This is a genomic window from Halalkalibacter alkalisediminis (assembly GCF_028610705.1).
Classification (GTDB): Bacteria; Bacillota; Bacilli; order Bacillales; family Bacillaceae_D; genus Halalkalibacter; species Halalkalibacter alkalisediminis.
Map to the genome: position 1 here is coordinate 178,043 of NZ_JAQQWT010000004.1, position 25,257 is coordinate 203,299.

The following is a 25,257-nucleotide window of genomic DNA, read 5'->3' on the forward strand; positions in this document are numbered from 1 at the left end:
AAACAACTTCATTCTTCATTTTTGACTACACGGTCCAATCTAGCTGTTCTAGAAAATGATAGATGTCTTCATGAAGCTGTTCTTTCTCTTTATCTAAAGTAATGACATGAGTTGAGTTCTCATACCATTTTATTGACTTTTCATCTGCTTCCACGTGATCATGAATGATGTTGGCACTGTTCGTATCAATCATTTCATCATGACGAGCTTGTACAACAAATGTGGGGGAATAAATGTAATCGAGTTGCTCTCTTACATCCTCAATTAGTTCCTGTAGTGCTCTTAATGTTCCCATCGGTGTTTCCTTAAAGGCTGCCATCTCTTCTGCAATCTGCTCTTTGGATTTCTGCTCAAGCTTTTTATACCCTTCTGCATAGGCAAGTACACCTTCATACATGGCATCTTCTGTTTTAGGTTTCATCGGGGCACACATAGGCACAATGCCCTTTATAGGTAGAGTGTACCCGATTTTAAGCGAGAATACCCCTCCAAGTGAAAGTCCGGCAACGGCAATCTCTTCATACCCTTGACTTTTGAGAAACTCATATCCTTCTTTCACATTTTGCCACCAATCATCAGGGCCCGTATGTACTAATTCTTCAGGCGGTACACCATGTCCTTTATATAAAGGCGCGTGACACGTATATCCTTGTTTTTGCAAATAACGACCGAGCATCCTAACATCGGCCGTTGTCCCAGTGAAACCATGTAAAAGCAAAACCGCACGGCTTCCTCCTTCAAATGTAAATGGTTTAGGAGCAACCACTTTCATCTTCATCATCTTCCTCTCTACATAGAAATGCTTCAATCTTATCAATCAAAAGGTCTTTCTCAAAGCCATGGCAAATGAGATGTTTCGACTCTGGTAAAAAATGAATTTCCTTTATTTTAGAACCTATATTCTCATATAAAAAGAGCGCACTTTTCCTTGGGACGATGCCATCTAACTCTCCTTGTAAAATTAAAGCTGGTACATGGACTTTTCTTACGTAAGGTTTAATCTTTTTGACGACTTGCATAAACTGAAACACAGCCGACATAGGGGTCTCAATAATTTTTTTGCGATAGTGATGATAATGTTCATCTAAATCAAGCTCGCCCCGAAGCCGCATACGAACAACATCTTTAAGCTCTTGTAAAAGCTGAAATGGATTCACATAGTAGGCTGCCGCACTCAAGAGGACGACCTTACCAACCGGGTATTTAGCCGCTAGATAAGAAGCGAGCATTCCCCCCATTGAAAAACCAATGACGAACACTTGATCACAACGACTTAACAACTCTCGGATTGCGACTTCTGCCGTTAAAATCCATTCCTGATACGTGACTTCTTGAAGATTCCCTTTTGGGCCATGTCCAGGCAATGTCGGTGTGTACACTAACCACTTCTTCTTTTCATGAAAATAGGTAGAGATCGGTTCTATTTCCCACGGTTCACCAGTGAAGCCATGTAAACAAAGACAACCAATCATATTTCCTCACCTTTTCTTCTATGAATTAGCCACTCCATCTCATTGTATTCATCCTTTTTAAAAAGGCATCTGTCCCGTTTCGAAAAATAAAACTGTTATATGCAAATGTACCTCATTCCATGGAATCAAGCAATCTTTTCCATTTTACTCTTAGCGTACTACTTTCCCAAATAAATTAAGCTAGTAAACCGATTTTTATTAAAAATAAAAAAACAGCAGGCATGCCTGCTGTTTTTGGGACTACATTAAATATGCGACTGCAATCGTTAAAACAAAAAACAATACGGCTAAAACGACGGTTGCCTTTCCTAAGACGGCATCTACGCCACGAGCTTTTTGTTTTCCGATTAGTTGCTCTGCACCACCAGAAATGGCTCCAGAAAGACCTGCACTACGTCCTGACTGCAATAACACAACTCCAATTAAGCTAATGGATACGATCACAAGTAAAACAGTTGCTATCATTTGCACGTTTCCTACACCTCCAAGCACAGTATGCGCTTATACTAATGTACCATATATAACGTTTGATTCTCAACATAAAAAAGTACCACGCTATCAAGAGGATAAATTTAATGATTTTCCAAATAATATATGTACAAAATGGAAGGAGGAATGGCAATGGACGTTAACCGTGTTAAACAAATACTCTCATCTTCGGCTGAGATCGATGTCAGGTACAATGGTACACCCGTTTGGATCGATAAATTAAACGAAGATGGGGTTACTGCAACGGTGCATTTAAGAGGTACTTTAGAAGAAAGAACCGAAGTTGAAGTAGCAGAACTTGAAGAACTGTAAGTACATAAGAAAACTGCATAGCAGTCTTTTCTTAATAATGAATCATTTATGATTGAAAAAGAGCTAACAGCATCCTGTTAGCTCTTTTTCGCTATTGAAGCTTGCTTTGCTCGGCAGCCATTGCATCAAATACTTGCTGCTGCGCTTGAAGAACTTCTTGTTTTTCTTGTAAGACCTGCTGTTTCTTTTGAATCACCTCATGCTGCTGTTCACGCAACTGCTGTTGTTTAGCCGTTACTTGCTCATGCATATCGTCTAGGTCTAATTTCCCCTGTTGTACTTGTTGTTGGGCAAGTTGTAACTCTTGTTGCGCCTGTTGCAATTCTTGATTCTCTAACTGCAACTGTTGTTGAGCTTGTTGTAAAGCTGTTTGAGCTTGCTGTATTTGTTGTGGAGTTCCACTTGCTTGCGCTTCAATTAACGCCACATTGGCTTCTTCTAGTAAAAGCTGTGCTGGATTTGAATTTGAATTCAAAGCCGCATTTGCCGCATTTGCCGCATTCGCTTCTTCTAATAAAAGCTCTGCTGGATTCGTATCTGGATTCATAAGTCACAAACCTCCATTTCTTCATTTTGGTGCCCAAACTTATCGTGTGCACAATCCGTTTTTCTATGCTGTGCAATCCCTGCCAACCACTTCATACATGTCTTTAAAAAAATGATTTCACAAATCCTTTAAATCGATTATAGTTATTCAGAAATGTTTTTTTGGAAAAAAATAGAACAAGAGGAGAATCTTTAAATGAACGAGAAAGAAACAACCCTGATCCACCGAAAAGAAAATGTCCTTTATGGACTATGTCTTATGATCAGCATCATCATTGTTATTTACTTAATTGTATCCATCATCGGTATTTTACTTTTACTAGCATTCGCTGCGCTCTCATTGATTTCACATGCGGTTTCGATGGCTCACATCCGCTTAAATGGCGTTCGCCTCAGAGAATCTCAATTTCCTGAGTTGTACGAAACAGTAGCTTCTCTTAGTAAACGTATGGAGTTGAAGCAAATTCCTGAAGTTTACATCGTTGAGTCTGGTGGGTTGTTAAATGCCTTTGCGACGAAAATCTTGGCAATCACAGGAAAAAACATGGTCGTCTTATACTCTGACTTTGTCGACATTTCCCTTGAATCAAATGGTTCTGAGATTGATTATGTCATTGCCCATGAACTTGCTCACATTAAACGCAATCATATCGTTAAGTTCACTTTTATTGCGCCGGCCATGTGGATTCCATTTATCGGTACAAGTTACTCTAGAATGTGTGAATACACATGTGATCGAATGGCAGCTTATTATACGGATTCACCACGAGAAGCTGTACATGGGCTGCTTGTATTAGCTGCAGGAAGAAATATGTATAAAAATGTAAACATTGAAGCTTATTTACAGCAATACAATGAAAACAAAGGATTTTTTGCTATACTCACTGAATTGCTTTCGACACATCCTCCGATTCCAAAAAGAATAGAAGCGATTCAAACCTTTATGTTAGAAAAGCCTGCTGTTACGCTTCAGTCTCGAGGAAAACAAACCGTACTCATCTTGCTTATTTCGTTTATGATCATTCCAGCCGTCGTCATTGGCACAGCTTTTACAGTTGGAAAAGTATTAGAGGATTTTTCTTTCTCCGAATTCTCGGACTTCGCTGGTTGGACACCTTTAATGGAAGCGAGCATGGAAGGGGATATACAGAAGGCAGAGCAATTGTTGGTGGAAGGAGCAGATCCGAACGAACCAAATGAATTCGGCGAAACTCCCCTGATCCTCGTAGAAGATCCGCAATTGGCGCAGCTTTTGCTTGATTACGGGGCCGATCCAAACAGCCAAGATTCATACGGTTGGACAGCACTCACGTCCGCCGTCGTTATCGAGAATGTGGAACTGGCAGCTCTATTACTTGAGGCAGGTGCGGATCCGACTTTAGAGACAGAAGAAGGATTATCTGCCATCGACTACGCAACCGATTATGGGAACGAAGAGCTATTGCAATTGCTTGAATCCTATATCGATTAAAAACTTGAAAAAAGCATCTTGAACATTACCTCAAGATGCTTTTTTCTATTCAAATGGTCGAGTTAGTGTAAACGATTTTGCCACACGCGCCACTCGTTCCCCAAGGCGTCCAGCCATCGTCAATTCCTCCGCTACTGGCGTTCTTGACCCATCTGGTCCTGCGAGGGTCGACACGCCATAAGGAGAGCATCCAATCGCTTGATCTGTCAAATACTCCGGGTTCTTTGTATAAGGCAATCCGACAAAGATTAAGCCGAGATGGAGAAGCGGGACAAGCGAGTTCAATAAAGTCGCCTCATGTCCCCCGTGGATTGAGCCCGCACTCGTAAATAAAGCGGTTGGCTTTCCTTCAAGCTCACCAGTCGTACAAAATTGACCGGCTTGATCAAGAAAGGACTTCACCTGTCCAGGCATCGAACCTAAATAGGTAGGAAAACCCCATATTATTCCATCTGCCTCACGTAAATCATCCATCGTTGCAATGGGTATGCTTTCTTGTTCCTGCTGAACTTTATCATAATCCTCTATTCTCTTCGTTAATTTAAAATGCTTCGCTAACCCTTCTTGCTGATCCGTACTGCGTTGATTGACAACTCGTATATTGGGATCTGAAAATTCAGGGATACGAACGCGCTTATACGTAACACCTTCTACTCCTTCAACACCTTTGGCAATCGCCTTGCTAAGCGTGGCTACATGACCAAATGCACTGTAATAAATAATTAAAACCGTTGTCATTATGAACCCCTTCCTTAGACATGTATAGTCTTACTGATTCCAGATTGCTGATTTACACTCATCATGGATAACCATTTTCCTGCTCCGTAAACGGCCCGTGTTTGCGGCAATTCGGCAAATAACTCTTCAAGAGTCGTCGCATCAAATAACACAAAATCAGCCTTTTGTCCAACTTCAACTCCCTTTTCGGTCTGACCGACTAGTTGAGAAGGAACCGTTGTTACCATTTGTAATAGTGTAACGAGATCATCTTTCCCCCCCATGTGAGCCGTGTAACCTGTTAATTGCGCAATCTGCAGTAAATCGCCTCGACCAAACGGATGGAACGGATCACAGACATTGTCCGATGCTGTGGCAATCGGTACACCTGCTTCTAACAATTCTCCTACTCGTGTAATGCCTCTACGCACAACACCACGATCCCCTCTTCCTTGTAAATACAAGTTTGCTGCTGGGAGTGTAATCGCCCCTAACTTTGCTTCTTTCATTTTCGCGATGACCGCTGTTGCTTTTTCGTGACCCATCGCGGCTAGTGAACATAGATGGTCGACGACGACTTTGCCTTCGTATCTGGCTTCAATCGCTTTTTCCGCTATGTACAAAACCGTTTCAACAGAAGGGTCATCGCTTTCATCGGTATGAAGATCTATTGGCAAACCATGTTTGAGGGCATACGTAAAAATCTCATCGATACATTCTAACGGCCGTTCACTAATATGTGGAGCCCCGCCAACCCCATCGACTCCCATCGTTAACATTTGTTCAATTTTTTTCCGATCGTACTCCTCATACGGATAATAGGGGAGCATCGGAAACACTTGGATCTCCATATACGGTGCAAGCTCCTGTTTTAACTCTAACGCCATTCTTACTCCTTTAAAGGTCGTCTCTTCTTGCACCTTCGTATTAAAATCAATATGCGTTCGAATCGTCGTGGTCCCATGAGCCAAAGCCGATAAAGCCGTTTTTCGCATTCTGCCTTTGACATTTTCATCCGTGAACGTTTCTGAAGCTTGTGTATAGCTTTGAATCGCTTCTACTAACGTCCCGCTATGATTTTGGGCAACAAGTAAGGAATGGGATTTATCTAAATGCATATGGGCATCCGTCATTCCAGGTATCAAAATTCGCCCTTTGCCATCCCAAGTCCATTCTTCCCCTTGCTTATAGTCGTCTTTGTTGAAGGAAAAAGCACGATCAGCCTTCTGCTTCATTTCATGAGCATCTAAAGCTATGACCTGGCCATCATTTATCGTGAGATCATAATAAAGCTCAGAATCTAGAATGGGGATTTTTACATTGATTAGCTTTAAGTTCATTGCTCAACTTCCTCTCTCACTTGATTTAGATTTGAGTAAAAGACCGTTTGAGGTCGAGTCGTTTCTGCCAACATCTCTCCTTTAGAGATGACGACTTCCGCTACCGGTTGTCTTCTTAATAAATCATGTGCGTTTGTTGCAGAAACCAGGATGAGGTTTGCTTCGTTTCTCTCCTTAATTCCATAGCCTTTTAACTCTAACACACTAGCTGGCTTGGTTGTGATCATGTTCAACACAGCGTCGAAATCATCGGCTCCTGTCATGTGGGCCAAATGAAGTAACAAATGGCCTGCCGAAAGAAGCGAACCTGTACCAAGCGGATAAAAAGGACTGAGAAAGTCATCATGTGCCACGGCTACCGTAATGCCGGCTTGATGTAAATCTTTTACTCTTGTCATCCCTCGACCCTTTGGCCATGAATCCAAACGACCTTGCATCGCAGTACTAATGAGAGGGGCTGTCACAACATTAATCTTTGAGGCTTGCAATAAGCCCATCAGTTTACGTACATAAGCCTCTTCGTAATAACTCATCGCGTTTATATGACTCACGGTCACACGCTCTTTTAATCCTGTTTCAATCGCAAAATCAGCCACTACTTCTAAAAACCGTGATTGACCATCGTCGATTTCATCACAAAAAATATGAACAAAACAATCGTGCTCGAGCGCTAACTGATAGCAGGTTTCTACAGATTGAATCCCTTTTTCACGCGTTGCTTCTAGATGAGGAACTGCACTAATCCCATCAACACCGAGTTCTATTGCTTGTTTTAGCTGCTCTTTTCCTTCCTTTGAGCTCAACCCATTTTGCGGAAAACCGACTAACTGTAACGTCATAAATGAAGAGACTGTCTCTTTCACATCAAGCAATGCTCTGAGTGCCGTTAACTCAGGATCTGATGTATCGACCATACTCCTCATATAAAGAACCCCTTGAGCAGCCATCGTCTTGATTACTTCAAGCGCCCGATTCACGACATCTTCATAGGTCATGGTTTGTCGATATTGATTCCAAAGCTGAATGCCTTCGAACAATTCTCCAGAATGATTTACTGCTGGTTTCCCGCTTGTAAGAGCCGTGTCCAAATGTATGTGAGACTCGACATAAGGAGGAAGAAGCAATCTTCTTTCTCCTTGTATCAACTGCTGACAGGGCTCGTCGATTTGACCAATTTTTTCAATCACTCCATCTTTAATCGCTATGTCAACAATGTCGTCACTAGATAATAAACGTACCTCTTTTATCACAAGATCAAACATGAGTTTCACCTGCCAATGGAGAATGAGCGGTGCGGTGCGTTTTTCCAGGATTCAAGAGATGATTTGGATCGTTTTCTTTTTTCGCCAAGCATATCTGGTCCATCCATTCATCTTTTCCTCCCTCTTCTAATAAAAAGGTATGTGGATTACTGACCTTAATACCGAACTCTTGAAAAGAAACCATGATTTCTTGGAGACGCTCAACCGTCGTAAAGCGGATAACAGGCTGAGAACTCGGCACAACCTTTCCACCTGCTCGAATCCATTCAAAATGAATCAGCACCTCATCCTGATAGCGTTCTTTCAACTGGTTAACTTGAGTGACATAATGCTTAGGATCAAACCTCCCTTGCAAATACGTATCGTTGGGATGAAGCTTCAACCACCAAAGTGTAACGTGATTCCAACTGAAATCACTCATCCTTAATTTATTCTGCTTGATAAACCTAGAAAACGCAGCGGAACAATCCCCGCCGTAACAAGCGGCTTTCTTTTCAACGTCGTTTTGGTGTTCCGGCGCAATTTGTAATAGAACGCTTGCCTTTCTCTTATCGGTAAAAGTCTTGATCGGATGAAAAGCCGTTGATAATGGTGCTTCACACACAGATACTAAGCGCTTTTGAATCGTTGTGTCATGGGCGACGACATCAGAAAACAGTAAAGCTTGTTCTAGCTCATCAAATTGAATGAGGAAATCAACCCAGTTCACCTTTTTAGCTAAAGCAATGGTCGCCTCTAATATAATTCCTGAAATGCCGTAACTATGAATATACTTTGCTAATTCCTCTTTCGTTTTCACATTTATTTTTCTCGGTGTTTCTTCCATCGTTAAAACCGTTAAGGCGAGAATGTTTCCTTCGTCCCATAGCGTTCCATAGGCAATGGATCCAATTCCACCTGTACCACCAGCAATAAAACCTGCAATCGTCGACTTCATAAATGTACTAGGAAAGAAACGAAGCTCTTGATCTGTTTCTTTCAGGACTTTTTCTATCGTCCCTAGCTTTACTCCAGCCTCGAAGGTGCCTTGACCACTCTCGATTTCAACAATCTTGTTTAACTCCCTTGTATCTAACACGATCCCACCACGTAAAGGAATGATCTGTCCATAATTACCTGTTCCTCCTCCTCTTGTAACGATCGGAATCTTTCGTTTGGCCGCAAAAGTTATGATGTTAATCAACTCTTCTTCAGACTTCGGCGCCAAGACACAATCTCCACTGTAATGTGCTAACTTTGCTCTTAAGACAGGCGAATACCAATAATAATCTTGAGACATTTTTTTAACATACGTCTCTTTCCTCTTAATCATTTCCGAATCGAACAAGCCATCTAGCTCTTCTAACCAATAGGGAGCGTTCATTTCATCACCTCAGCTGTTTAGTTAAATAGGAAATTTGTTTTACTCTCGTATGTATAGAACCTATTTCAAGATCGTTCACAAAGCCCCTGTTTTTTGTGAACGATCTTAAAAAAGAAAAATGGATACAACTTACCTTTGCTAAGGCTGCATCCAGCGTGTTTGGGGTTACATTGTATCTTCGACGCATTAAAAAAAGGAAAAACAGCGGCGTGTTAATAGCTTCACTCGTTGCGCGCCTTCTATTAAGAAACCCGCTCATAGAAGGCTTAAAGGATTGGCAGCGGCTTCGCTCATTGCTTCGCCAAATTAAAAAAGGGAAGATCACCCTTTTTTAATTTGGCTTCAATCCTTTTTCAATTTCTCCTACTAGGTTACTAAACTCGTGGGAGCTGCGGAAGGAGTCGTTTCGTTCGTATGGTGGGACGTCGTATACGTTGGTGATTCTTCCTGGTCTGGCACTCATGACAGCGATTTGGGTGGAGAGAAAGACCGATTCGAAGACATTATGGGTGATGAAAAGAACGGTCATGTTTGTCTTTCGCCAGATTCGTAGGAGTTCATAGTGTAAATTTTGTCTAGTCATTTCATCTAGTGCTCCGAATGGTTCATCCATTAATAATAGTTTTGGTTTAGCAATGAGCGAGCGTGCAATCGAGACCCTCATCTGCATACCGCCTGAAAGTTGTCTTGGTAAGGCTTTTTCATAGCCTTTTAATCCAACCATCTCAAGGACATCGATTGCTTTTTCATATCTTTCTTTTTTCGAAACTCCTTTTAATTCAAGGGGGAGTGCCACATTATCAATAACGGGTTTCCACGGAAGGAGTGTCGCGTGTTGGAACACAAACCCAACTTCATCTCGATTGATTGATGTTTCGGTTTGTGTGGATGTCACCATTTCGATGGATCCTGATGTCGGCTCACTTAAGCCAGCAATTATTTTAAAAATCGTTGATTTTCCGCAACCAGAAGGGCCAACAAAAGACATGAATTCTCCCTCTCGGATATCAAGACTCACTTCACTTAACGCGACGATTTTTTGATCATACACCTTGCTCACTTGATTAATTCTAAGCATCGATTTCTGACTCTCTGCTTGCAACTCTTTAGTTGCGATCGCTGTTTTCATGTTCGTTCTCCTCCCTGCCTGTGCTTTTACTATATGGATCTTTTTATAGCGTCGATTTTACGAGCGAGTTTTTCAATGTGTGCATTTCAAATTCACTCATGACCTTTAACGTTTCAGCGGTCTTGTGACCTAATCGAAAGAGAATTTCTTCTCCTTTTTCCACCGTCGCGACTTGAGCATTTCCAGAAACACCTGAATTAGATAGATCATCTATCACCCATGCGACATACGGACCACCTTTTACATCTATTTCATTCTGATAGTCATAAAATTCATTTGGAGCGTTTGTCATATCGACCCAGTCTTTCTCTAAAGCGAGAATCAGAGAAGTCTCCACATCGCCCCCATGAATGCCGTATGACAGTTCCTCCTTGGATAACAAAGAGGATATTTCCGACTTAAAGTCCATACCATTCATGCGGAAAACCATTAAACCTGTCTCGATTCTCAACTCACGGGAAACCATGTTCAATAAGTCATTGTTCCCTCCGTGCGTATTAAAAAGGACCATTCGACGAAAGCCACTCGCCTTTACACTTTTTCCAATGTCTAATATGACTTGTTGAAGTGTATTAGCTGATAATGTTATCGTACCAGGATGTCCTAGATGCTCCGTGCTTTTTCCGTATGGAAGAGGCGGCAGCATCCAGATTTGATCCTCTAATGTTAAATGATCGAAACAAGCAGACAAAAGTCCTTCCGCAATCAGTGTATCCGTATAAACAGGAAGATGAGGACCATGCTGTTCAATAGCTCCAATTGGCAATACGACTAATCCTTTTTCCTTATTAAGCTCTTTGACTTCCTTTGTTGATAAACGTGGTAGAAATAATTCCTGCCACGCCTGACTCGTATGTTTTAAATTCAATTCAGATTCCTCCTTTACGTTCGTATTCAAAATGAGGATAGAAGCCTGGTTGATCCTCTAAGCTCCTATTCATACAACCTTAATTTAAAAAATCTGTCGTGAATACATCTTCTGCAGGTATCTCTGAATCAAGTAATCCTAGTTCATACAATTGACTAATTAATGTCGACCAACGTTCCTCTGTCATATAGCCAACTCCATGTATAGCAGCATCTCCACCGAAGGCTAATTCTTCCATTTGTTCGGTTGCATATGCCATTTGCTCAGCTGTTTTCTCCGGGTTTAACTCAGTAATGTAATCATAGACTTTTTCAGGATCTGCCTTGAAGGCTTCCCACCCTTTTTTCACCGCATCGACATAAGCTTGAACGATTTCAGGGTGCTCTTCGATAAAGTCTTTTGTTGTAAACAAAACGTCACCATATGGAGAGTAACCTGAATCAGCAATTAATAAATGACCTGTTTCTATTCCCTCTTGCGCTAAGTAGAAAGGCTCAGAAGTGACGTACATTTGTGAAGCTGCTTTCGCATTGGAAACAAAAGCAGAACTGTCACCTGTATACACTCGATTTTGCGACTGATCGATATCAAACTGACTCACTAAAAACTCCCAATATCCTGCACCTGCTGCTGTATAAATTTCGTACCCATCTCCTAAGTCTTCAAATGAGTCAATCGGTTGGTCTTTGTGGAACATGATGCCTTGTGGTGTTTTTTGAAAGTTAGCAAAAATGGCTACTAACGGAATGCCTTCATTGATGGCATATAAAACTTGATCAGCTTGAGCCATTCCAATTTGAGCACTTCCAGAAGACACAATTGAAATGGAAGATACTTGTGGACCACCTGGTTCTGTCGTCATATCAATTCCCGCTTCTTCATAAAAACCTTCCATTTGTGCGTAGTATTGACCCGCACTTTCTACTTGTGGAAACCAACTTGTAATTTGTTTCATTTCGAATAGTTCCTCGGGAGCCTCTGCTTCTTCTTTAGCTTCTTCAGGTTCAGTCTCACTTGTTGTTGCTTCTTCTACATTTGTTCCACCACATGCTGTTAAAGTGAATAATAGAGTAAGACTAGCCATAAATTTTTTCACCATGAAAGTACCCCCGTTTATTGTAGTTAGATTATTTTCGATTATAGAAGCGATGACTTTAGCCCAACTCGGCACTTAGCGGCGTGTTATGTTACTCTGATTCCATTTCTGATTCATGCCAAGATCCTAAGAAAAGTTTTGAGATGTAACTGACAATTAAGAAGAAGGTGATTCCAAGCACGGCTGCTGATAATCCTAATGCAAATAAATAAGGTGTTTGCAATCGTGAGGCCGCAACTGTAATAGCATATCCTAAACCACCTGCTCCACCACCAACACCAGCAATGTATTCTCCTACAATCGCCCCAACAACGGCTAATGTACAGGAAATTTTAGCGCCCGCAATAATGTAAGGCAGCGCGGCAGGGAAACGTAATTTCCACATCACCTGCCATCTCGATGCATTGTATAAATAAAATAAATTTTTCATGTTATGCTCGGTTGCATTAAGACCAATAAGTGTATTGGAAAGCATAGGAAAAAAGCCAATCGTAAACGCAATGATGACGATTGCGTTCATTCCAGAACCAAACCAGATGACGATGATCGGAGCAATCGCCACAACCGGAATCGTCTGTAAAATAATTGCATATGGATAAAAACTTCTTTCGACCCATTTCGAACTTGCCATGAGAACCGCGACACCAATTCCCCCAATGACACTAAAAACAAATCCGAGAACTGATTCAACAATGGTTGTCATCAGAGCACTAGAAAGGTTTGACCAATTCTTAACAGCCGCATCAAAAATATCTGTTGGTTTCGGTAGAATATAATGTGGTATCCCAATTAATGTAACAATCACTTGCCATAATGTCACAAACGCGACAAAGGCTATGATGGGTGGCAACACTTTCTTCATCCACTCATTGTTTTTCTTTTGGGCAATTGTAACCTTCGTTGTTTCATTTGGAATGGCCATTGAACCTGCATTATTCGCAATTTGTCTAGACATTTTGCAGCGCCTCCTGTTTTGTCTCAATTTGCTCCAGATATGACATGTTCATCATGTATCTCCCCCACTCTCATTAGATTCCTTTTACCGCGTCATAGGCTGGAAGCTTCTCTTGGTTCAACAAATCAAATGGATCATTTTCTCTTTTTTTCTTTGTGATTGCTTCTAGTTGTAAATTCCATCCTCCGGCTCCAAGTAAATAGGTATGCGGGTCGTTTACTGAAGCGCCAATCTCATTAAAGAAGTCGATGATTTCATATAGACGTTCCTTAGATTCATATTTAATCAATGGCAAACCAGCTGGGATAAGTTTTCCTCGATCCTTCAACCATTCAACATGGAAAAGGATCTCATCACCAAAACGTTCTTTAATTTGCTCCATTTGCGCGAGTCCTTTTTCAAGTGAGAAGAAATTCTGCAAGTAGGTCCATTTTTTATCTGCTTTTAGAGCCCATAACGTTGTGTGATTCCATGTAAAATCTGAAATACCTATTCCCTTTCGGTAGTCTTCAGCCCCAATGGTATGAATGCTTTTTCCATTCCAATTTAGAGCTTGCTCAACTATTTGCCCATGGTCTTCTTCTGCAATTTCGATTAAAATGAGGTGCTCCTCGTGGTTTTGCATCATCTTTTTCAAAGGACGGAAAAAAGTCGGTATCGGTGCTTCTACGATGGATACGAGCCTCTTTTTCCAGCGTGGACTTTCAGCTATTATTTTGGAAAATTCAAAGGCTTCATGAAAGTGGGCAAAACTGATCACTTCTTGCACCCATCTCGTTTTCGGCTTAATCGGTATCGTGACTTCGGTGATGATTCCAGTCGTCCCATAACTATGAATGTACGTAAGGAGTTCTTCTCCCGTTACGACTTTTTCCTGGACGGTCTCCTCCATCGTCAGTACCTTCGCTTCAAGTACATTTCCATCCCAGAGATTGCCCCAAGTTACAGAACCAATTCCACCAGAACCTCCAGAGACAAACCCTCCAATTGTAGCTTTTACAAACGTTGATGGGTAGATGGTTAGCTCTTGATCAGTTATATGAACGTTTTTCTCTAAATCGCGAATTCGCATTCCCGCTTGTACTCTAGCAAACCCTTCTCCAATTTCCTTTATTTGATTTAGCTTCGTTAAATCGACGACCACCCCCCCTGTCATCGGCACAGCTTGACCATAATTTCCAGTTCCAGCCCCACGAATGGTGACCGGTATTTTTTCATTTACAGCTAACTGTAGAGCGGCTTTTAACGTTTCCTCTGAATCAGGAACGATCACATAATCTGCCTTCTTATTATTTAATTTTTTATCCAAAATCGGTGAGTACCAGTAGTAATCTTTTGAAAGCTTCGAGACCACATCGGCTTCTTGGACAACATTTTCAGTTCCGACTGTTTCAATCGACATTTTCATAAAATCATCATTCATTTCCTTCAACCCCTCTCTTACAAGATGACATCTTCTTTCATTAGTTAGATGTCATAATAATTTGAATTGTTTTTACACATTTCGAATATAAAGCTAGATTAATCGAAATAGATTCCCTTTTGTTTATTCTAGTCAGGTTATCTTACGAGTTTTTTCACGAACGAAAATACAACTTTCCATAGGTAATTTTCGTGTTTTTGTAGGAAATAACTAAATAAAAGCGTCATAGTAAATATCTGGTAAAACCTCAATAAAAAAGCACCCAACCTCTTCTTTTTCAAGGATTAAACTCCAATAAGAAGAGGTCAGGTGTTAGATAACGTTCCATATACATTCACTAAATTTCAACGATTTTTTATACACGATTTAATCAATCAATAAAGCGACTGCTCGGATTGGAGATCCTGTTCCGTTTCGAATTTTTAATGGGAATCCCATGTAAAGGAACCTCGTATTTATGACTTTTTGTAAATTGCACAGGTTCTCCGTATTCGTGATCTGAAATTCTCGACAGACCAGATGACCCGAATACTTCGAATCTCTAGGGTGATCAATCGAAGGTGCGTCGATGCCAATATTTTTCACTCCTAATTCAGCTAACCACTTTGCCGCTAAGTAATGGAGACCGGAGTGACGGTTAAACCACTCTTCTGTTCCGTATGAACGTTCGTAGTGACCAGTATAAAGGAGGACAATATCCCCTTCTTCAATCGTTTGTCCGGATTGCTTCAAGGCTTCTTTTAAGTCTTGTCTCTTGATATATACATCCGGTGATAGATGAGAGACATCTAGACAAATAGCTGGGCCATAAAACGAGTCTAAATCCATCTCATCAATGGTTGGGCCCTCTGGGTCATATTCGTAAATGGCATCGCTATGTGTGGGACTGTGCTCATTTATAAGTAAATTGTTTCTAGCGAATTCAAAGCCTAACTTTCTTTTCGTCACTTCATGAGAGACGTTAGGAAAAATGACTGTTTGTTGCTGAACAGGTAGAACTGGCATACCTTGAAAAATTTCTTGAGATAAATCAACGATCTTTGATGTCATTCTAGTCTCTCCTCACTTTTAAAATGGATGTTTATCCTTTGTTACATTTCGTATCGCGAACTATAGCAATAGAATAAGCTAAAATCACCTCTTTTTGGTAAAATAAGTGATTTAATCTAACAAACTTTTCATGATGACTGAGCCCGCTGACACTCCCGTTCAGATCGTCGCTTTAGCACACATAAAAAAAAGCATCCCGCTACGCGAAATGCTCTTACCTGCCCCACACGAGATACATCGTTAAGGTGCAACATGGTGGCTCTGTACGTAAAGTAAAGGAGACCCCTGTAGGCGAATAGGACGTTTCAACAATCGACGCTATCCCTGTTTCTCTAATAATGCGATCGACTTCTTGATCATCACTTCTTTGAGCCGCATCCATTAGTTGGAACATTCTCTCCTCCGACGTTACAAGGCTATTGACCAAGGTACGCCCTTGTTCGAGAAGCGCTTGAAAGGTTTGTAATGACTGTTCAAACGTCGAAGTATCAACAGGTGGAAATTGACGATAAGGAGTGGGTTCAAACTGATAATAGGCTTGATAAAACACTGAAGTCCAACCTCCAAACTGTTTAGCTCTTATACTATATGTGAAGAATCTATGAGGAGTGAGAAGGTTTAATCAAACCGTTTTTTCAATTGTTCAAGTTTCTGCAAATATTACATATGCTAAGTTATAGAACTTACTTTTCTGGGGTAAGAAATAAGAAAGGAGGAGGTTCTTATGAAAACAACTTTATATGGATTTTTTCTAACTTTAGTCATCGTTTTATCAGGGTGCTCTCAGACGGAAATCGACCGAATCGAACCAGAACCACCAGCCCCATCTGAACAAGAAGAGATGGACCAAGCTTCCGAAGAAGAAATCACCTCTGATCATGATGAAAAACCAGAGGAACAAATTCTTACACTTGAAGAAACAGCGGATACCATTGTTCATCTTTTAAAAGATCACGATATGAAAGGGGTAGCTGACTTTATCCATCCGACCGATGGCGTTCGCTTTTCTCCTTATGGTTATATCGATGTAGACAATGATCAAGTTTTTTCAGCTGAAGAGGTGAAAAATTTATGGGAAGATGAAACCGTTTATCATTGGGGGAGCTTGGATGGGACCGGCGAACCAATTGACAAAACCTTTCCTGAGTATTACGAACGCTTTGTCTATGATGAAGACTATGCAAATGCGGAGGAAACCGCTGTAGATGAGCGCCTAGGGCATGGCAATACGCTTGATAATACGAAAGAAGTTTATCCGAGCGCTTCGGTTGTCGAGTTTCATTTTTCTGGTTTCGAGGAGCAATATGAAGGCATGGACTGGAGAAGTTTGCGTCTTGTGTTGAAAGAAGAGGATGATAAGTGGTATTTGGTTTCTATTATACATGACGAATGGACGACCTAAAAAAGGAGCAACCGACTCTTGTAATTGGAGAGTCGGTTTTTGGGTTATTGTTTATTTCCAGGGGGCTGAAAATAAGGAGGAATCTTCAACCAACCTCGCCTTTTCTTTAATGCTCTTAATGTCGCACTAAAGACTAGTAATTCAGCTTGAAATTCTGCCCACATCATTCCTACATCGTTTCGTATCGATTGCGCTTGGCCTGTCGCACATTCAACAAGGGAACCCGCTATTTTGACTCCGATTCCATTTGCTAACTCATCATCGGACATTTTCACACCTAGTGGAATATCATCAGGAGAAGACTTAGGTAAGGCTGGTGACGTATCTGGTAAGGGTACGCCTTCTTTAATCAATAATTTCTCTAAGCGCTCACTTTGCCCCTGACACATTTTATAGGCATCCTTTAGCATCTCAACGACTTCTGAATCCTTCGTGGTATTTAGACCCGCCTCTTCAAAACGCAACATCTCTTTCAAGGCTGTATAATAAGTCCAACACACCATTACTTCACCAACATGTAGGGGTGTTTCTTGATCAGGATCAATAGAATTTTTTAAGATATTCCAAAATGCTTCGAATGGATTTGGCATTTTTTCACCTCCGTCCCTTTCATTTTCTCCTGATTCTAATAAGATATGTAAATTATTACCTTTTACTCGATAAAAAAAGGACATGCGAGCTCTCTCGCATGTCCTTTCATTGATTACTTTTTCAAGTTGTAAAATGCAGAACGGCCACCATAAGTTGCTACGTTTGCAAGCTCGTCCTCGATGCGAAGAAGTTGGTTGTACTTCGCCACACGGTCCGAACGAGAAGGAGCACCCGTCTTAATTTGACCAGCATTTGTTGCAACAGCGATATCAGCGATCGTTGCATCTTCTGTTTCACCAGAACGGTGAGAGATAACTGCTGTGTAACCAGCGCGCTTCGCCATTTCGATTGCTTCAAATGTTTCTGTTAGTGTACCGATTTGGTTTACTTTGATTAGGATTGAGTTACCAATTCCTTTTTCAATACCTTCAGAAAGCTTCGCTGTGTTTGTTACAAACAAGTCGTCACCAACTAGTTGAACTTTTCCACCAAGGCGTTCTGTTAGGATTTTGAAACCATCCCAGTCATTTTCGTCTAAACCATCTTCAATTGAGATGATTGGGTATTTAGAAACAAGCTCTTCATAAAAACCAACCATTTCTTCAGAAGTGAAGCTTTTGCCTTCACCAGCTAAGTGGTATTTACCGTCTTCTTTGTTGTAGATTTCAGAAGCCGCTACGTCCATTGCAAGCATCACTTCTTCACCAGGCTTGTAGCCCGCTTTTTCGATGGCTTCGATGATGGTTGAAAGGGCTTCTTCGTTTGAAGAAAGGTTTGGAGCGAATCCACCTTCATCACCTACAGCCGTGTTGTAGCCTTTTCCTTTAAGAACTGACTTCAGGTTGTGGAAAATTTCCGCACCCATGCGAAGAGCTTCGTGGAAGTTTTCAGCTCCAACAGGCATAACCATGAATTCTTGGATGTCTACGTTGTTATCCGCATGCTCCCCACCGTTGATGATGTTCATCATTGGTACTGGAAGTTGCTTCGCGTTGAATCCGCCAAGGTACACGTATAATGGTACTCCGATTGCATCAGCAGCAGCATGCGCAACAGCCATAGAAACACCAAGGATTGCGTTGGCACCTAGCTTGCTTTTGTTTTCCGTTCCATCAAGCTCGATCATTAATTGGTCGATACCAAGTTGATCAAGTGCGTCAAAACCGATTAGCTCAGGAGCGATTACTTCGTTTACGTTATCAACCGCTTGAAGAACTCCTTTACCCATATAACGCTCTCCACCGTCACGAAGCTCAACGGCTTCGTATTCACCTGTAGAAGCACCACTTGGTACTAAAGCGCGACCCATAGCGCCTGATTCTAGGTATACTTCTACTTCTACTGTTGGATTACCACGAGAATCTAAAACTTCGCGAGCATAAACATCTGTAATCATTGTCATTGTAAAGTCACTCCTTCAAATATATGGATGGTATGATGTCAATTTATTGTTCGTTAGAATGTTGGTTTTCATTCAAGTCAACCGTATTAAGGTTCGACTTCAATGCGTACATTCCTGCTTTTTTTGAAAATTATTTTTGAACCAATGAAATACCGGTCATTTCTTTTGGTTGTTTTCCGCCTAAAAGAGCTAATACAGTCGGCGCTAAATCTGCTAATTTACCGTCTTGGCGTAATGTTACGTTATCCTCTGTCACAATAACAGGTACACGGTTTGTCGTATGAGCAGTCATTGGCTTGTCTTCAAGGGTAAGGACTTCATCTGCATTTCCGTGATCAGCGGTAATAACAGCAGCTCCCCCTTTTGCCACAATTGCATCAACGATTTTACCTAAACACTCATCGACGACTTCCACTGCTTTAATCGTCGGCTCAAGCATACCAGAATGTCCAACCATGTCAGGGTTAGCAAAATTTAAAATAATCGCATCGTGCTTATCTGCTTCAATGTCTGCTAGTAACGCGTCCGTTACTTCGTACGCACTCATTTCAGGCTGTAAGTCATACGTTGCTACTTTTGGTGAATTGATTAAAATTCGTTCCTCACCAGGGAACGGCTCCTCACGGCCTCCACTAAAGAAGAACGTCACATGCGGGTATTTTTCCGTTTCCGCAATGCGAAGCTGTTTGTAATTTTGTTGAGCTAACACTTCACCAAGCGTGTTATCCAAATTCGTCGGCTTGAAGGCTACAAAGCCATCAACGGTTTCACTGAAATGAGTTAAGCACACATAATGAAGGTTTTTCGGATGATTGTCCCCACGATCAAATCCACGGAAGTCTTCGTTTGTGAACACTTGTGACATTTGAATTGCACGGTCAGGACGGAAGTTAAAGAAAATAACCGCATCATCATCTTGAACCGTTCCGACTGGAGTACCATCTTCCTTCGTTATAACAGAAGGAATGATGAATTCATCAAAAATCTCATTTTTATAACTATCCGTTACAACATCGATCGGATTTGTGTAAGTCGGGCCTTCACCATACACCATCGCACGGTAAGACTTTTCCACACGTTCCCAGCGACGGTCGCGATCCATCGCGTAGTAACGGCCGTGTAAGGAAGCTAATTCCCCAACGCCCAAATCCTCTAGTTTACTTTGTAACCCACGGACATAGACTTCAGCTGACGTTTGACCAACGTCACGTCCGTCAAGGAATCCATGAACATACACTTTTTCGACGTTTTCACGTTTTGCTAGTTCAAGTAAAGCAAAAAGGTGATCAATGTGACTATGAATGCCTCCATCGGAAAGCAAGCCATAGACGTGCAACGCACTGTTTTTCTCTTTTGCATGATTCATGGCATCAAGAAACGTTTGATTTTCAAAGAAGTCGCCTTCGCGAATCGATAAATTCACGCGCGTTAAACTTTGATAGACAACGCGTCCAGCACCGATGTTTAAGTGCCCTACTTCAGAGTTCCCCATTTGACCTTCAGGTAAACCAACCGCCTCCCCTTGCGCTTCAAGAGTGGCATGAGGGTATTGGTTCCAGAAACGATCAAAGTTCGGTTTCTTCGCTTGAGCAACAGCATTTCCTTTTACTTCATCTCTCATCGCAAATCCGTCTAGGATAATGAGAGCGACTGGCTTTTTACTCATTTGCCTTCCTCCAAAAGTGAAAGGAATGAATCTGTTTCAAGGCTAGCCCCACCAACTAAAGCTCCATCGATATCAGACTGAGCCATGTATTCTTTAATGTTAGCAGGCTTTACGCTACCGCCATATTGGATACGTACCGCTTCCGCAGCTTCTGTTGAGAAAGCTTCAGCAACGACTTTACGAATATAAGAACAAACTTCATTTGCATCCGTTGCAGAAGAAGATTTCCCTGTACCGATTGCCCAGATTGGCTCATAGGCAATAACCGTGTTCTTGACTTGATCTTCTGTTAACCCAGCAAGACCAGCTTCCACTTGAACTTTAACCACATCGTTTGTTTTGCCCGCTTCACGCTCAGCGTCTGTTTCGCCGCAGCACATGATTGGAACAAGATGATGTTTGAAAGAAGCGTGAACTTTTTTGTTTACTGTTTCATCCGTCTCAGCAAACATTTCACGACGCTCTGAGTGACCGATAATCACGTAGTCCACTTTCATATCAGCTAGGGCTACAGGACTAATTTCACCTGTGAATGCACCATTTTCTTCGAAGTGAACATTTTGAGCTCCGATTTTAAGGTCTGTTCCTTCTGCCGTACTTACTAGGCTTTCTAAAAACAATGCTGGTGCACAAACAACGGCATCCACTTCACTATTAGCCGGAATCGTTGTTTTCACTGCGTCCACAAATTGCTTTGCTTCGCCAAGTGTTTTGTTCATTTTCCAGTTACCTGCAATAATTGGTTTACGCATCACAAATCACTCTCCTTATTTATCGTTTAATGCTACTAGTCCAGGAAGTTCTTTCCCTTCCATGAATTCAAGGGATGCTCCACCACCCGTTGAAATATGGCTCATTTTATCAGCAAGACCGAACTTCTCAACCGCTGCAGCTGAGTCTCCGCCACCGATTACCGAATACGTATTATCACTATCAGCAAGGGCTTCCCCTACGCCACGCGTTCCTTTTGAGAAAGCTTCTAATTCAAATACACCCATTGGCCCGTTCCAAATAACAAGCTTTGATTCAGCAATAACTTGACGATATGTATCAATCGTTTTTGGTCCGATATCAAGTGCTTCCCAATCTGAAGGAATCGAATCAATATCAACCACTTTAATGTTAGCATCATTTGAAAAATCATCCGCAACGGTTACATCGATTGGTAAAAGCAAGTTGACGTTGTTTGCTTTTGCTTTTTCCATGAATGATTTTGCCAGATCGATTTTATCTTCTTCAAGTAAAGACTTTCCGATTTCATGGCCAAGTGCTTTTACGAACGTATAAGCAAGTCCACCACCGATGATGAGGTTATCGACTTTATCAAGTAGATTATCAATGACACCGATCTTGTCTTTAACTTTTGCTCCACCAATGATGGCAGTGAAAGGACGCTCTGGGTTTGATAAAGCTTTACCAAGTACGTCTAGTTCTTTCTCCATTAAAAGACCTGCTACCGCTGGTAAGTGATGAGCAATTCCTTCTGTTGAAGCATGGGCACGGTGAGCTGCACCAAATGCATCATTAACGTATACATCTGCAAGCGCAGCAAATGCTTTTGCGAGTTCTGGATCATTTTTTTCTTCCCCTGCATAGAAGCGAACGTTTTCAAGTAAAAGAATATCGCCTTCTGCTAGAGTGTTAGCTGCTTCTTCTGCTTGTGGACCAAATGCTTCATCTACCTTTTTAACTTCTTTACCAAGTAGTTCACCAAGACGAGCTGCTACTGGAGTTAAACGAAGTTCTTCCACCACTTCACCTTTAGGACGACCAAGGTGTGACGCAAGAATCACTTTTGCACCTTGCTCAGTTAAAGCTTGGATAGTAGGTATCGCAGCACGAATACGAGTTTCGTCTGTCACTTGTCCATCCTTCATTGGAACATTGAAATCAACACGACAAAATACCTTTTTCCCTTTTAGGTCAATATCACGAATCGTTTGTTTGTTCATTTCCTAGACCTCCTGTTTTAAGCAATTATTTTTTTACAGAGGAAAAAGGAGGAGAAGCAAAACCTTCTTCCTCCTCTTACCAACTGTTACCTATTATAGTCCTTGCTTAGCGATGTAATCAACAAGATCTACAACACGGTGAGAGTAACCAGACTCATTATCGTACCAAGAGATTACTTTTACCATACTGCCTTCCATAACCATTGTTGAAAGAGCATCGATTGAAGAAGAATGCGGGTTGCCGTTGTAGTCACTAGATACTAGTGGCTCTTCGCTGTAGTTAAGGATTCCTTTTAATGGACCTTCAGCAGCTTCACGAAGTGCATTGTTCACATCTTCAGCTGTTACGTCTTGGTTTAATTCAGCAACTAAGTCAACTAAAGAAACGTTTGGAGTTGGAACACGCATAGCTCCACCGTTTAATTTACCTTTAAGTTCAGGTAATACAAGTGCAACTGCTTTTGCAGCACCAGTTGAAGTTGGGATGATGTTTTCTGCAGCAGCACGCGCACGACGGTAGTCCTTGTGTGGAAGATCAAGGATTTGTTGGTCATTTGTGTATGAGTGAACAGTTGTCATCATACCACGCTTGATACCGAACTTGTCGTTAAGAACTTTTGCAAATGGTGCAAGACAGTTAGTCGTACAAGAAGCGTTTGAAATAACATGGTGGCTTCCTGCATCGTACTTATCTTCGTTAACACCCATTACGATTGTGATATCTTCGTCAGAAGCAGGAGCAGAGATGATAACTTTTTTCGCACCAGCTTCGATATGTTTAGCAGCATCTTCACGCTTCGTGAAGAAACCAGTTGATTCAACAACTACTTCTACACCACGGTTAGCCCACTCAAGCTTAGCAGGGTCACGCTCAGCAGAGATATTGATTTCTTGTCCGTTGACTACTAAAGAGTTTCCGTTAACTGATACTTCTGCATCTAAGTTACCGTGTACTGTATCGTACTTAAGTAGGTGAGCAAGCATGTTTGCATCTGTTAAATCGTTGATTGCTACTACCTCTACTGCTGGGTTGTTTAAAGCAGCACGAAATACGTTACGTCCAATACGTCCAAAACCATTAATACCAATTTTTGTTGCCATGTTAAAATCTCCTCCTAGTGCATTCTTCTTAGATTTATCAAAAAGAGCAAAGCTCTTTTATCTACATATTCATTTAAAGCTTTAATAAAGATTCAGCAGCAGCTTCATCTGTAATCAACACATCGCTCGGACGATATTTCATGTAAGCACTGATGGCTTCCGCCTTCGAGCTTCCTCCTGCGACTGAGATCACATATTTATGCTCTCCAAGGTCATCAAGCTGTAAACCAATCGTGCGTTGCTTATGAATGAGCTCTCCGCTTTTATTAAAATAATAACCAAAAGCTTCTCCTACAGCTTCTTCCCTTATGAGCTTGTCAATAAACGAATCTACTGAATCTCGTCTAAGTGCCATCGTTTTTGCATCACCGATTCCATGAATAACCGTGCGAGCTGAGTGAATCAGCTTTAGGATATCCTTAACAGAAGGTTCTAATACAAGGGATGAGTAAGCTTCCTTACTAATTTGATCTGGCACGTGTAACAAGCGATATTGGGCACCTGCTCGACTAGCGAGCTGAGCACTGATCGTATTGGCTTGATTTTCAACTTGCTCACCAAGTCCGCCTCGCGCTGGTACAAAAACCACTTCTCTCGTTTTGGCATCAGGTTGCATCATTTCAGCAACTGCAGCGAGCGTTGTCCCACCCATAACGGCCACGACATCCTTCGGCTCAATACTTCGCTTTAATTCACTCATACACGCTCGACCCATCTCACGTTTTACCCAACTGTCTTGATCACTGTTCCCAGCAACGACAATCACTTTTTTAACACCAAGTTCGTTTTCTAACTTGTTCTCAAGCTCTCTTAGTCCAAGTAATTCCTTCATTACCTCTTCTAACTTCAGAAAAAGTTGTTCGCCTTCTTCTGTAATGCTCATTCCCGCCGTTGCAAAGTGAACAAGTCCTTGATCTTTTAAAAAAGTGACTTCTCCTCTTAACACGCGTTCGGATAATTGCAAGTTTGAAGATAAACTTCTTCGACCAATTGGTTGCATGAGCTTAATGTAGTGGAGGATTCGATAACGCTTGACCATCACGTCAAGCAGATCAGGTAATAATTTTTTTTGAATGTCTAATAATAGTTGCATAGAGCCATACTCCCTTTTTTAAGGTTGGACCAACTATGTCCCGCATAGACTTTTTGTGTCCCGATCGGTCCAAAAAAAAGACCAAATCCTTCCTACAGGTTCATATTACCAAGGATCAGGTCATTACACAAGTTATATTTGCCTATTTAATTCAAGTAAACGCTTTCTTATTTTTTCTTTTGAGATAATGCCAAAATCGACTTCTTCACCGTTCATTATGACAACAGGGATCATGATCTGGTATTTCTCCAATAACTCATCATCCTGATAAATATCTACAACGTTTATTTTAAATTGAAATTCTTCTGCTAATGGTGTGATTTGATCAATCGCCTTATCACACAGTGGACAATCAATCTTTGACATGACGGTTACTTCTAGCATTGGGTTAATCACTCGTTTCTATTCGATGTTTCATTATGGCTGTGGCGGTGTTTTTATTTTAATCGCCGACAAGCTCTGATGTTTGTTGTTGCAAAAAAAGAGAAAAAAAGATTTCGTCTTTTTTAAAGCTTTGCAATGGCTACACACGCTGCGCGCCTGTTTGAGAAGTTCAC

At 41.4% G+C, this 25,257-nt stretch carries 26 protein-coding genes; 3 read left to right on the forward strand and 23 right to left on the reverse strand.

All coding sequences use genetic code 11. The features are described from left to right. Nucleotides 1-25: 25 nt before the first annotated feature. The 3 genes from PQ474_RS08055 to secG all read right to left on the reverse strand — a co-directional run bounded on the left by PQ474_RS08055 (nt 26) and on the right by secG (nt 1,943). Nucleotides 26-772 (reverse strand): alpha/beta hydrolase, encoded by a 747-nt coding sequence (locus PQ474_RS08055; protein ID WP_273842142.1) that lies wholly within the window; start codon nt 770-772, stop codon nt 26-28. After that, complete coding sequence (locus tag PQ474_RS08060; RefSeq protein WP_273841705.1) at nt 753-1,472, reverse strand: alpha/beta hydrolase; 720 nt, start codon at nt 1,470-1,472, stop codon at nt 753-755. Before PQ474_RS08060 ends, PQ474_RS08055 begins: the two co-directional genes overlap by 20 nt. Before the next feature lie 240 nt (nt 1,473-1,712). Next, nucleotides 1,713-1,943: a preprotein translocase subunit SecG gene (gene secG, locus PQ474_RS08065; protein WP_273841708.1), complete on the reverse strand. Its 231-nt coding sequence runs from the start codon at nt 1,941-1,943 to the stop codon at nt 1,713-1,715. Between the two features lie 150 nt (nt 1,944-2,093). Between secG and PQ474_RS08070 the strand changes: the two genes are divergently transcribed. Next, nucleotides 2,094-2,273 carry an H-type small acid-soluble spore protein gene (locus PQ474_RS08070; protein WP_273841709.1) on the forward strand — a complete coding sequence of 60 codons (180 nt, stop codon included), beginning with the start codon at nt 2,094-2,096 and terminating at the stop codon, nt 2,271-2,273. Between the two features lie 91 nt (nt 2,274-2,364). On the opposite strand, the gene PQ474_RS08075 is transcribed toward PQ474_RS08070, so the two are convergent. Beyond that, nucleotides 2,365-2,820, reverse strand: a complete 456-nt coding sequence (locus PQ474_RS08075) for a hypothetical protein (protein ID WP_273841711.1) — start codon at nt 2,818-2,820, stop codon at nt 2,365-2,367. Between the two features lie 195 nt (nt 2,821-3,015). Between PQ474_RS08075 and PQ474_RS08080 the strand changes: the two genes are divergently transcribed. Beyond that, nucleotides 3,016-4,290 (forward strand): M48 family metallopeptidase, encoded by a 1,275-nt coding sequence (locus tag PQ474_RS08080; RefSeq protein WP_273841713.1) that lies wholly within the window; start codon nt 3,016-3,018, stop codon nt 4,288-4,290. A gap of 45 nt (nt 4,291-4,335) precedes the next feature. Here the strand turns inward: PQ474_RS08080 and wrbA are convergent, their stop codons facing one another. The 11 genes from wrbA to PQ474_RS08135 form a co-directional block, all read right to left on the reverse strand. Further along, nucleotides 4,336-5,028, reverse strand: a complete 693-nt coding sequence (wrbA, locus tag PQ474_RS08085; protein ID WP_273841715.1) for an NAD(P)H:quinone oxidoreductase — start codon at nt 5,026-5,028, stop codon at nt 4,336-4,338. 14 nt (nt 5,029-5,042) lie between these two features. After that, nucleotides 5,043-6,347, reverse strand: a complete 1,305-nt coding sequence (locus PQ474_RS08090; protein ID WP_273841717.1) for an amidohydrolase family protein — start codon at nt 6,345-6,347, stop codon at nt 5,043-5,045. Further along, on the reverse strand, nt 6,344-7,609 hold the full coding sequence (locus PQ474_RS08095) for an amidohydrolase family protein (RefSeq protein ID WP_273841719.1): 1,266 nt from the start codon (nt 7,607-7,609) through the stop codon (nt 6,344-6,346). The genes PQ474_RS08090 and PQ474_RS08095 overlap by 4 nt, the downstream gene beginning before the upstream one ends. Then, the gene (locus PQ474_RS08100) at nt 7,602-8,972 is read right to left on the reverse strand and encodes an FAD-binding oxidoreductase (protein WP_273841720.1); all 1,371 of its coding nucleotides are present in this window, start codon (nt 8,970-8,972) and stop codon (nt 7,602-7,604) included. Before PQ474_RS08100 ends, PQ474_RS08095 begins: the two co-directional genes overlap by 8 nt. A gap of 331 nt (nt 8,973-9,303) precedes the next feature. Beyond that, on the reverse strand, nt 9,304-10,101 hold the full coding sequence (locus tag PQ474_RS08105; RefSeq protein WP_273841723.1) for an ABC transporter ATP-binding protein: 798 nt from the start codon (nt 10,099-10,101) through the stop codon (nt 9,304-9,306). Between the two features lie 43 nt (nt 10,102-10,144). Beyond that, nucleotides 10,145-10,969 carry a creatininase family protein gene (locus PQ474_RS08110; protein WP_273841725.1) on the reverse strand — a complete coding sequence of 275 codons (825 nt, stop codon included), beginning with the start codon at nt 10,967-10,969 and terminating at the stop codon, nt 10,145-10,147. A gap of 79 nt (nt 10,970-11,048) precedes the next feature. Continuing rightward, entirely contained in the window at nt 11,049-12,068 is a 1,020-nt protein-coding gene (locus PQ474_RS08115) for an ABC transporter substrate-binding protein (protein WP_273841727.1), read from the reverse strand. A gap of 88 nt (nt 12,069-12,156) precedes the next feature. Further along, nucleotides 12,157-12,987, reverse strand: coding sequence for an ABC transporter permease (locus tag PQ474_RS08120; RefSeq protein ID WP_390186393.1), 831 nt, complete (start codon nt 12,985-12,987; stop codon nt 12,157-12,159). A 106-nt stretch (nt 12,988-13,093) separates the two neighbouring features. Continuing rightward, nucleotides 13,094-14,443, reverse strand: a complete 1,350-nt coding sequence (locus PQ474_RS08125; RefSeq protein WP_273841731.1) for an FAD-binding oxidoreductase — start codon at nt 14,441-14,443, stop codon at nt 13,094-13,096. Between the two features lie 366 nt (nt 14,444-14,809). Beyond that, on the reverse strand, nt 14,810-15,493 hold the full coding sequence (locus PQ474_RS08130) for a cyclase family protein (protein WP_273841733.1): 684 nt from the start codon (nt 15,491-15,493) through the stop codon (nt 14,810-14,812). 214 nt (nt 15,494-15,707) lie between these two features. Next, nucleotides 15,708-16,043 carry a YuzC family spore coat inner layer protein gene (locus PQ474_RS08135; RefSeq protein ID WP_273841735.1) on the reverse strand — a complete coding sequence of 112 codons (336 nt, stop codon included), beginning with the start codon at nt 16,041-16,043 and terminating at the stop codon, nt 15,708-15,710. Nucleotides 16,044-16,217: 174 nt separating this feature from the next. Between PQ474_RS08135 and PQ474_RS08140 the strand changes: the two genes are divergently transcribed. Then, nucleotides 16,218-16,895 (forward strand): hypothetical protein, encoded by a 678-nt coding sequence (locus PQ474_RS08140; protein ID WP_273841737.1) that lies wholly within the window; start codon nt 16,218-16,220, stop codon nt 16,893-16,895. A gap of 44 nt (nt 16,896-16,939) precedes the next feature. Here the strand turns inward: PQ474_RS08140 and PQ474_RS08145 are convergent, their stop codons facing one another. From PQ474_RS08145 to PQ474_RS08180, 8 genes are all read right to left on the reverse strand, one after another. Then, nucleotides 16,940-17,485, reverse strand: a complete 546-nt coding sequence (locus tag PQ474_RS08145) for a DUF3231 family protein (protein WP_273841739.1) — start codon at nt 17,483-17,485, stop codon at nt 16,940-16,942. Nucleotides 17,486-17,598: 113 nt separating this feature from the next. Then, complete coding sequence (gene eno, locus PQ474_RS08150) at nt 17,599-18,888, reverse strand: phosphopyruvate hydratase (protein ID WP_273841741.1); 1,290 nt, start codon at nt 18,886-18,888, stop codon at nt 17,599-17,601. A 130-nt stretch (nt 18,889-19,018) separates the two neighbouring features. Continuing rightward, the gene (gpmI, locus tag PQ474_RS08155; RefSeq protein WP_273841743.1) at nt 19,019-20,554 is read right to left on the reverse strand and encodes a 2,3-bisphosphoglycerate-independent phosphoglycerate mutase; all 1,536 of its coding nucleotides are present in this window, start codon (nt 20,552-20,554) and stop codon (nt 19,019-19,021) included. Further along, the gene (gene tpiA / locus PQ474_RS08160) at nt 20,551-21,306 is read right to left on the reverse strand and encodes a triose-phosphate isomerase (protein ID WP_273842143.1); all 756 of its coding nucleotides are present in this window, start codon (nt 21,304-21,306) and stop codon (nt 20,551-20,553) included. Before tpiA ends, gpmI begins: the two co-directional genes overlap by 4 nt. Nucleotides 21,307-21,321: 15 nt before the next feature. After that, nucleotides 21,322-22,506, reverse strand: coding sequence for a phosphoglycerate kinase (locus PQ474_RS08165; RefSeq protein WP_273841745.1), 1,185 nt, complete (start codon nt 22,504-22,506; stop codon nt 21,322-21,324). Nucleotides 22,507-22,599: 93 nt separating this feature from the next. Then, a complete protein-coding gene (gap, locus tag PQ474_RS08170) occupies nt 22,600-23,607 on the reverse strand; it encodes a type I glyceraldehyde-3-phosphate dehydrogenase (RefSeq protein WP_273841747.1) in 1,008 nt (335 codons plus the stop codon). A 73-nt stretch (nt 23,608-23,680) separates the two neighbouring features. Next, nucleotides 23,681-24,700, reverse strand: a complete 1,020-nt coding sequence (locus PQ474_RS08175; protein ID WP_273841750.1) for a sugar-binding transcriptional regulator — start codon at nt 24,698-24,700, stop codon at nt 23,681-23,683. Nucleotides 24,701-24,832: 132 nt separating this feature from the next. After that, nucleotides 24,833-25,066 (reverse strand): glutaredoxin family protein, encoded by a 234-nt coding sequence (locus PQ474_RS08180; RefSeq protein WP_273841752.1) that lies wholly within the window; start codon nt 25,064-25,066, stop codon nt 24,833-24,835. Nucleotides 25,067-25,257 lie beyond the last annotated feature (191 nt).

Bases quoted from the DNA above. Each gene is read 5' to 3' on its own strand.
- tpiA (WP_273842143.1), bottom strand. From the start codon at position 21,306: ATGCGTAAACCAATTATTGCAGGTAACTGGAAAATGAACAAAACACTT.
- gap (WP_273841747.1), bottom strand. From the start codon at position 23,607: ATGGCAACAAAAATTGGTATTAATGGTTTTGGACGTATTGGACGTAAC.
- PQ474_RS08140 (WP_273841737.1), top strand. From the start codon at position 16,218: ATGAAAACAACTTTATATGGATTTTTTCTAACTTTAGTCATCGTTTTA.
- PQ474_RS08090 (WP_273841717.1), bottom strand. From the start codon at position 6,347: ATGAACTTAAAGCTAATCAATGTAAAAATCCCCATTCTAGATTCTGAG.
- wrbA (WP_273841715.1), bottom strand. From the start codon at position 5,028: ATGACAACGGTTTTAATTATTTATTACAGTGCATTTGGTCATGTAGCC.
- gpmI (WP_273841743.1), bottom strand. From the start codon at position 20,554: ATGAGTAAAAAGCCAGTCGCTCTCATTATCCTAGACGGATTTGCGATG.
- PQ474_RS08080 (WP_273841713.1), top strand. From the start codon at position 3,016: ATGAACGAGAAAGAAACAACCCTGATCCACCGAAAAGAAAATGTCCTT.
- PQ474_RS08075 (WP_273841711.1), bottom strand. From the start codon at position 2,820: ATGAATCCAGATACGAATCCAGCAGAGCTTTTATTAGAAGAAGCGAAT.
- PQ474_RS08145 (WP_273841739.1), bottom strand. From the start codon at position 17,485: ATGCCAAATCCATTCGAAGCATTTTGGAATATCTTAAAAAATTCTATT.
- PQ474_RS08125 (WP_273841731.1), bottom strand. From the start codon at position 14,443: ATGAATGATGATTTTATGAAAATGTCGATTGAAACAGTCGGAACTGAA.
- PQ474_RS08100 (WP_273841720.1), bottom strand. From the start codon at position 8,972: ATGAACGCTCCCTATTGGTTAGAAGAGCTAGATGGCTTGTTCGATTCG.
- PQ474_RS08180 (WP_273841752.1), bottom strand. From the start codon at position 25,066: ATGTCAAAGATTGATTGTCCACTGTGTGATAAGGCGATTGATCAAATC.
- PQ474_RS08120 (WP_390186393.1), bottom strand. From the start codon at position 12,987: ATGGCCATTCCAAATGAAACAACGAAGGTTACAATTGCCCAAAAGAAA.
- eno (WP_273841741.1), bottom strand. From the start codon at position 18,888: ATGACAATGATTACAGATGTTTATGCTCGCGAAGTTTTAGATTCTCGT.
- PQ474_RS08165 (WP_273841745.1), bottom strand. From the start codon at position 22,506: ATGAACAAACAAACGATTCGTGATATTGACCTAAAAGGGAAAAAGGTA.
- PQ474_RS08115 (WP_273841727.1), bottom strand. From the start codon at position 12,068: ATGGTGAAAAAATTTATGGCTAGTCTTACTCTATTATTCACTTTAACA.
- PQ474_RS08175 (WP_273841750.1), bottom strand. From the start codon at position 24,700: ATGCAACTATTATTAGACATTCAAAAAAAATTATTACCTGATCTGCTT.
- PQ474_RS08105 (WP_273841723.1), bottom strand. From the start codon at position 10,101: ATGAAAACAGCGATCGCAACTAAAGAGTTGCAAGCAGAGAGTCAGAAA.
- PQ474_RS08070 (WP_273841709.1), top strand. From the start codon at position 2,094: ATGGACGTTAACCGTGTTAAACAAATACTCTCATCTTCGGCTGAGATC.
- PQ474_RS08060 (WP_273841705.1), bottom strand. From the start codon at position 1,472: ATGATTGGTTGTCTTTGTTTACATGGCTTCACTGGTGAACCGTGGGAA.
- PQ474_RS08095 (WP_273841719.1), bottom strand. From the start codon at position 7,609: ATGTTTGATCTTGTGATAAAAGAGGTACGTTTATTATCTAGTGACGAC.
- PQ474_RS08130 (WP_273841733.1), bottom strand. From the start codon at position 15,493: ATGACATCAAAGATCGTTGATTTATCTCAAGAAATTTTTCAAGGTATG.
- PQ474_RS08055 (WP_273842142.1), bottom strand. From the start codon at position 772: ATGAAAGTGGTTGCTCCTAAACCATTTACATTTGAAGGAGGAAGCCGT.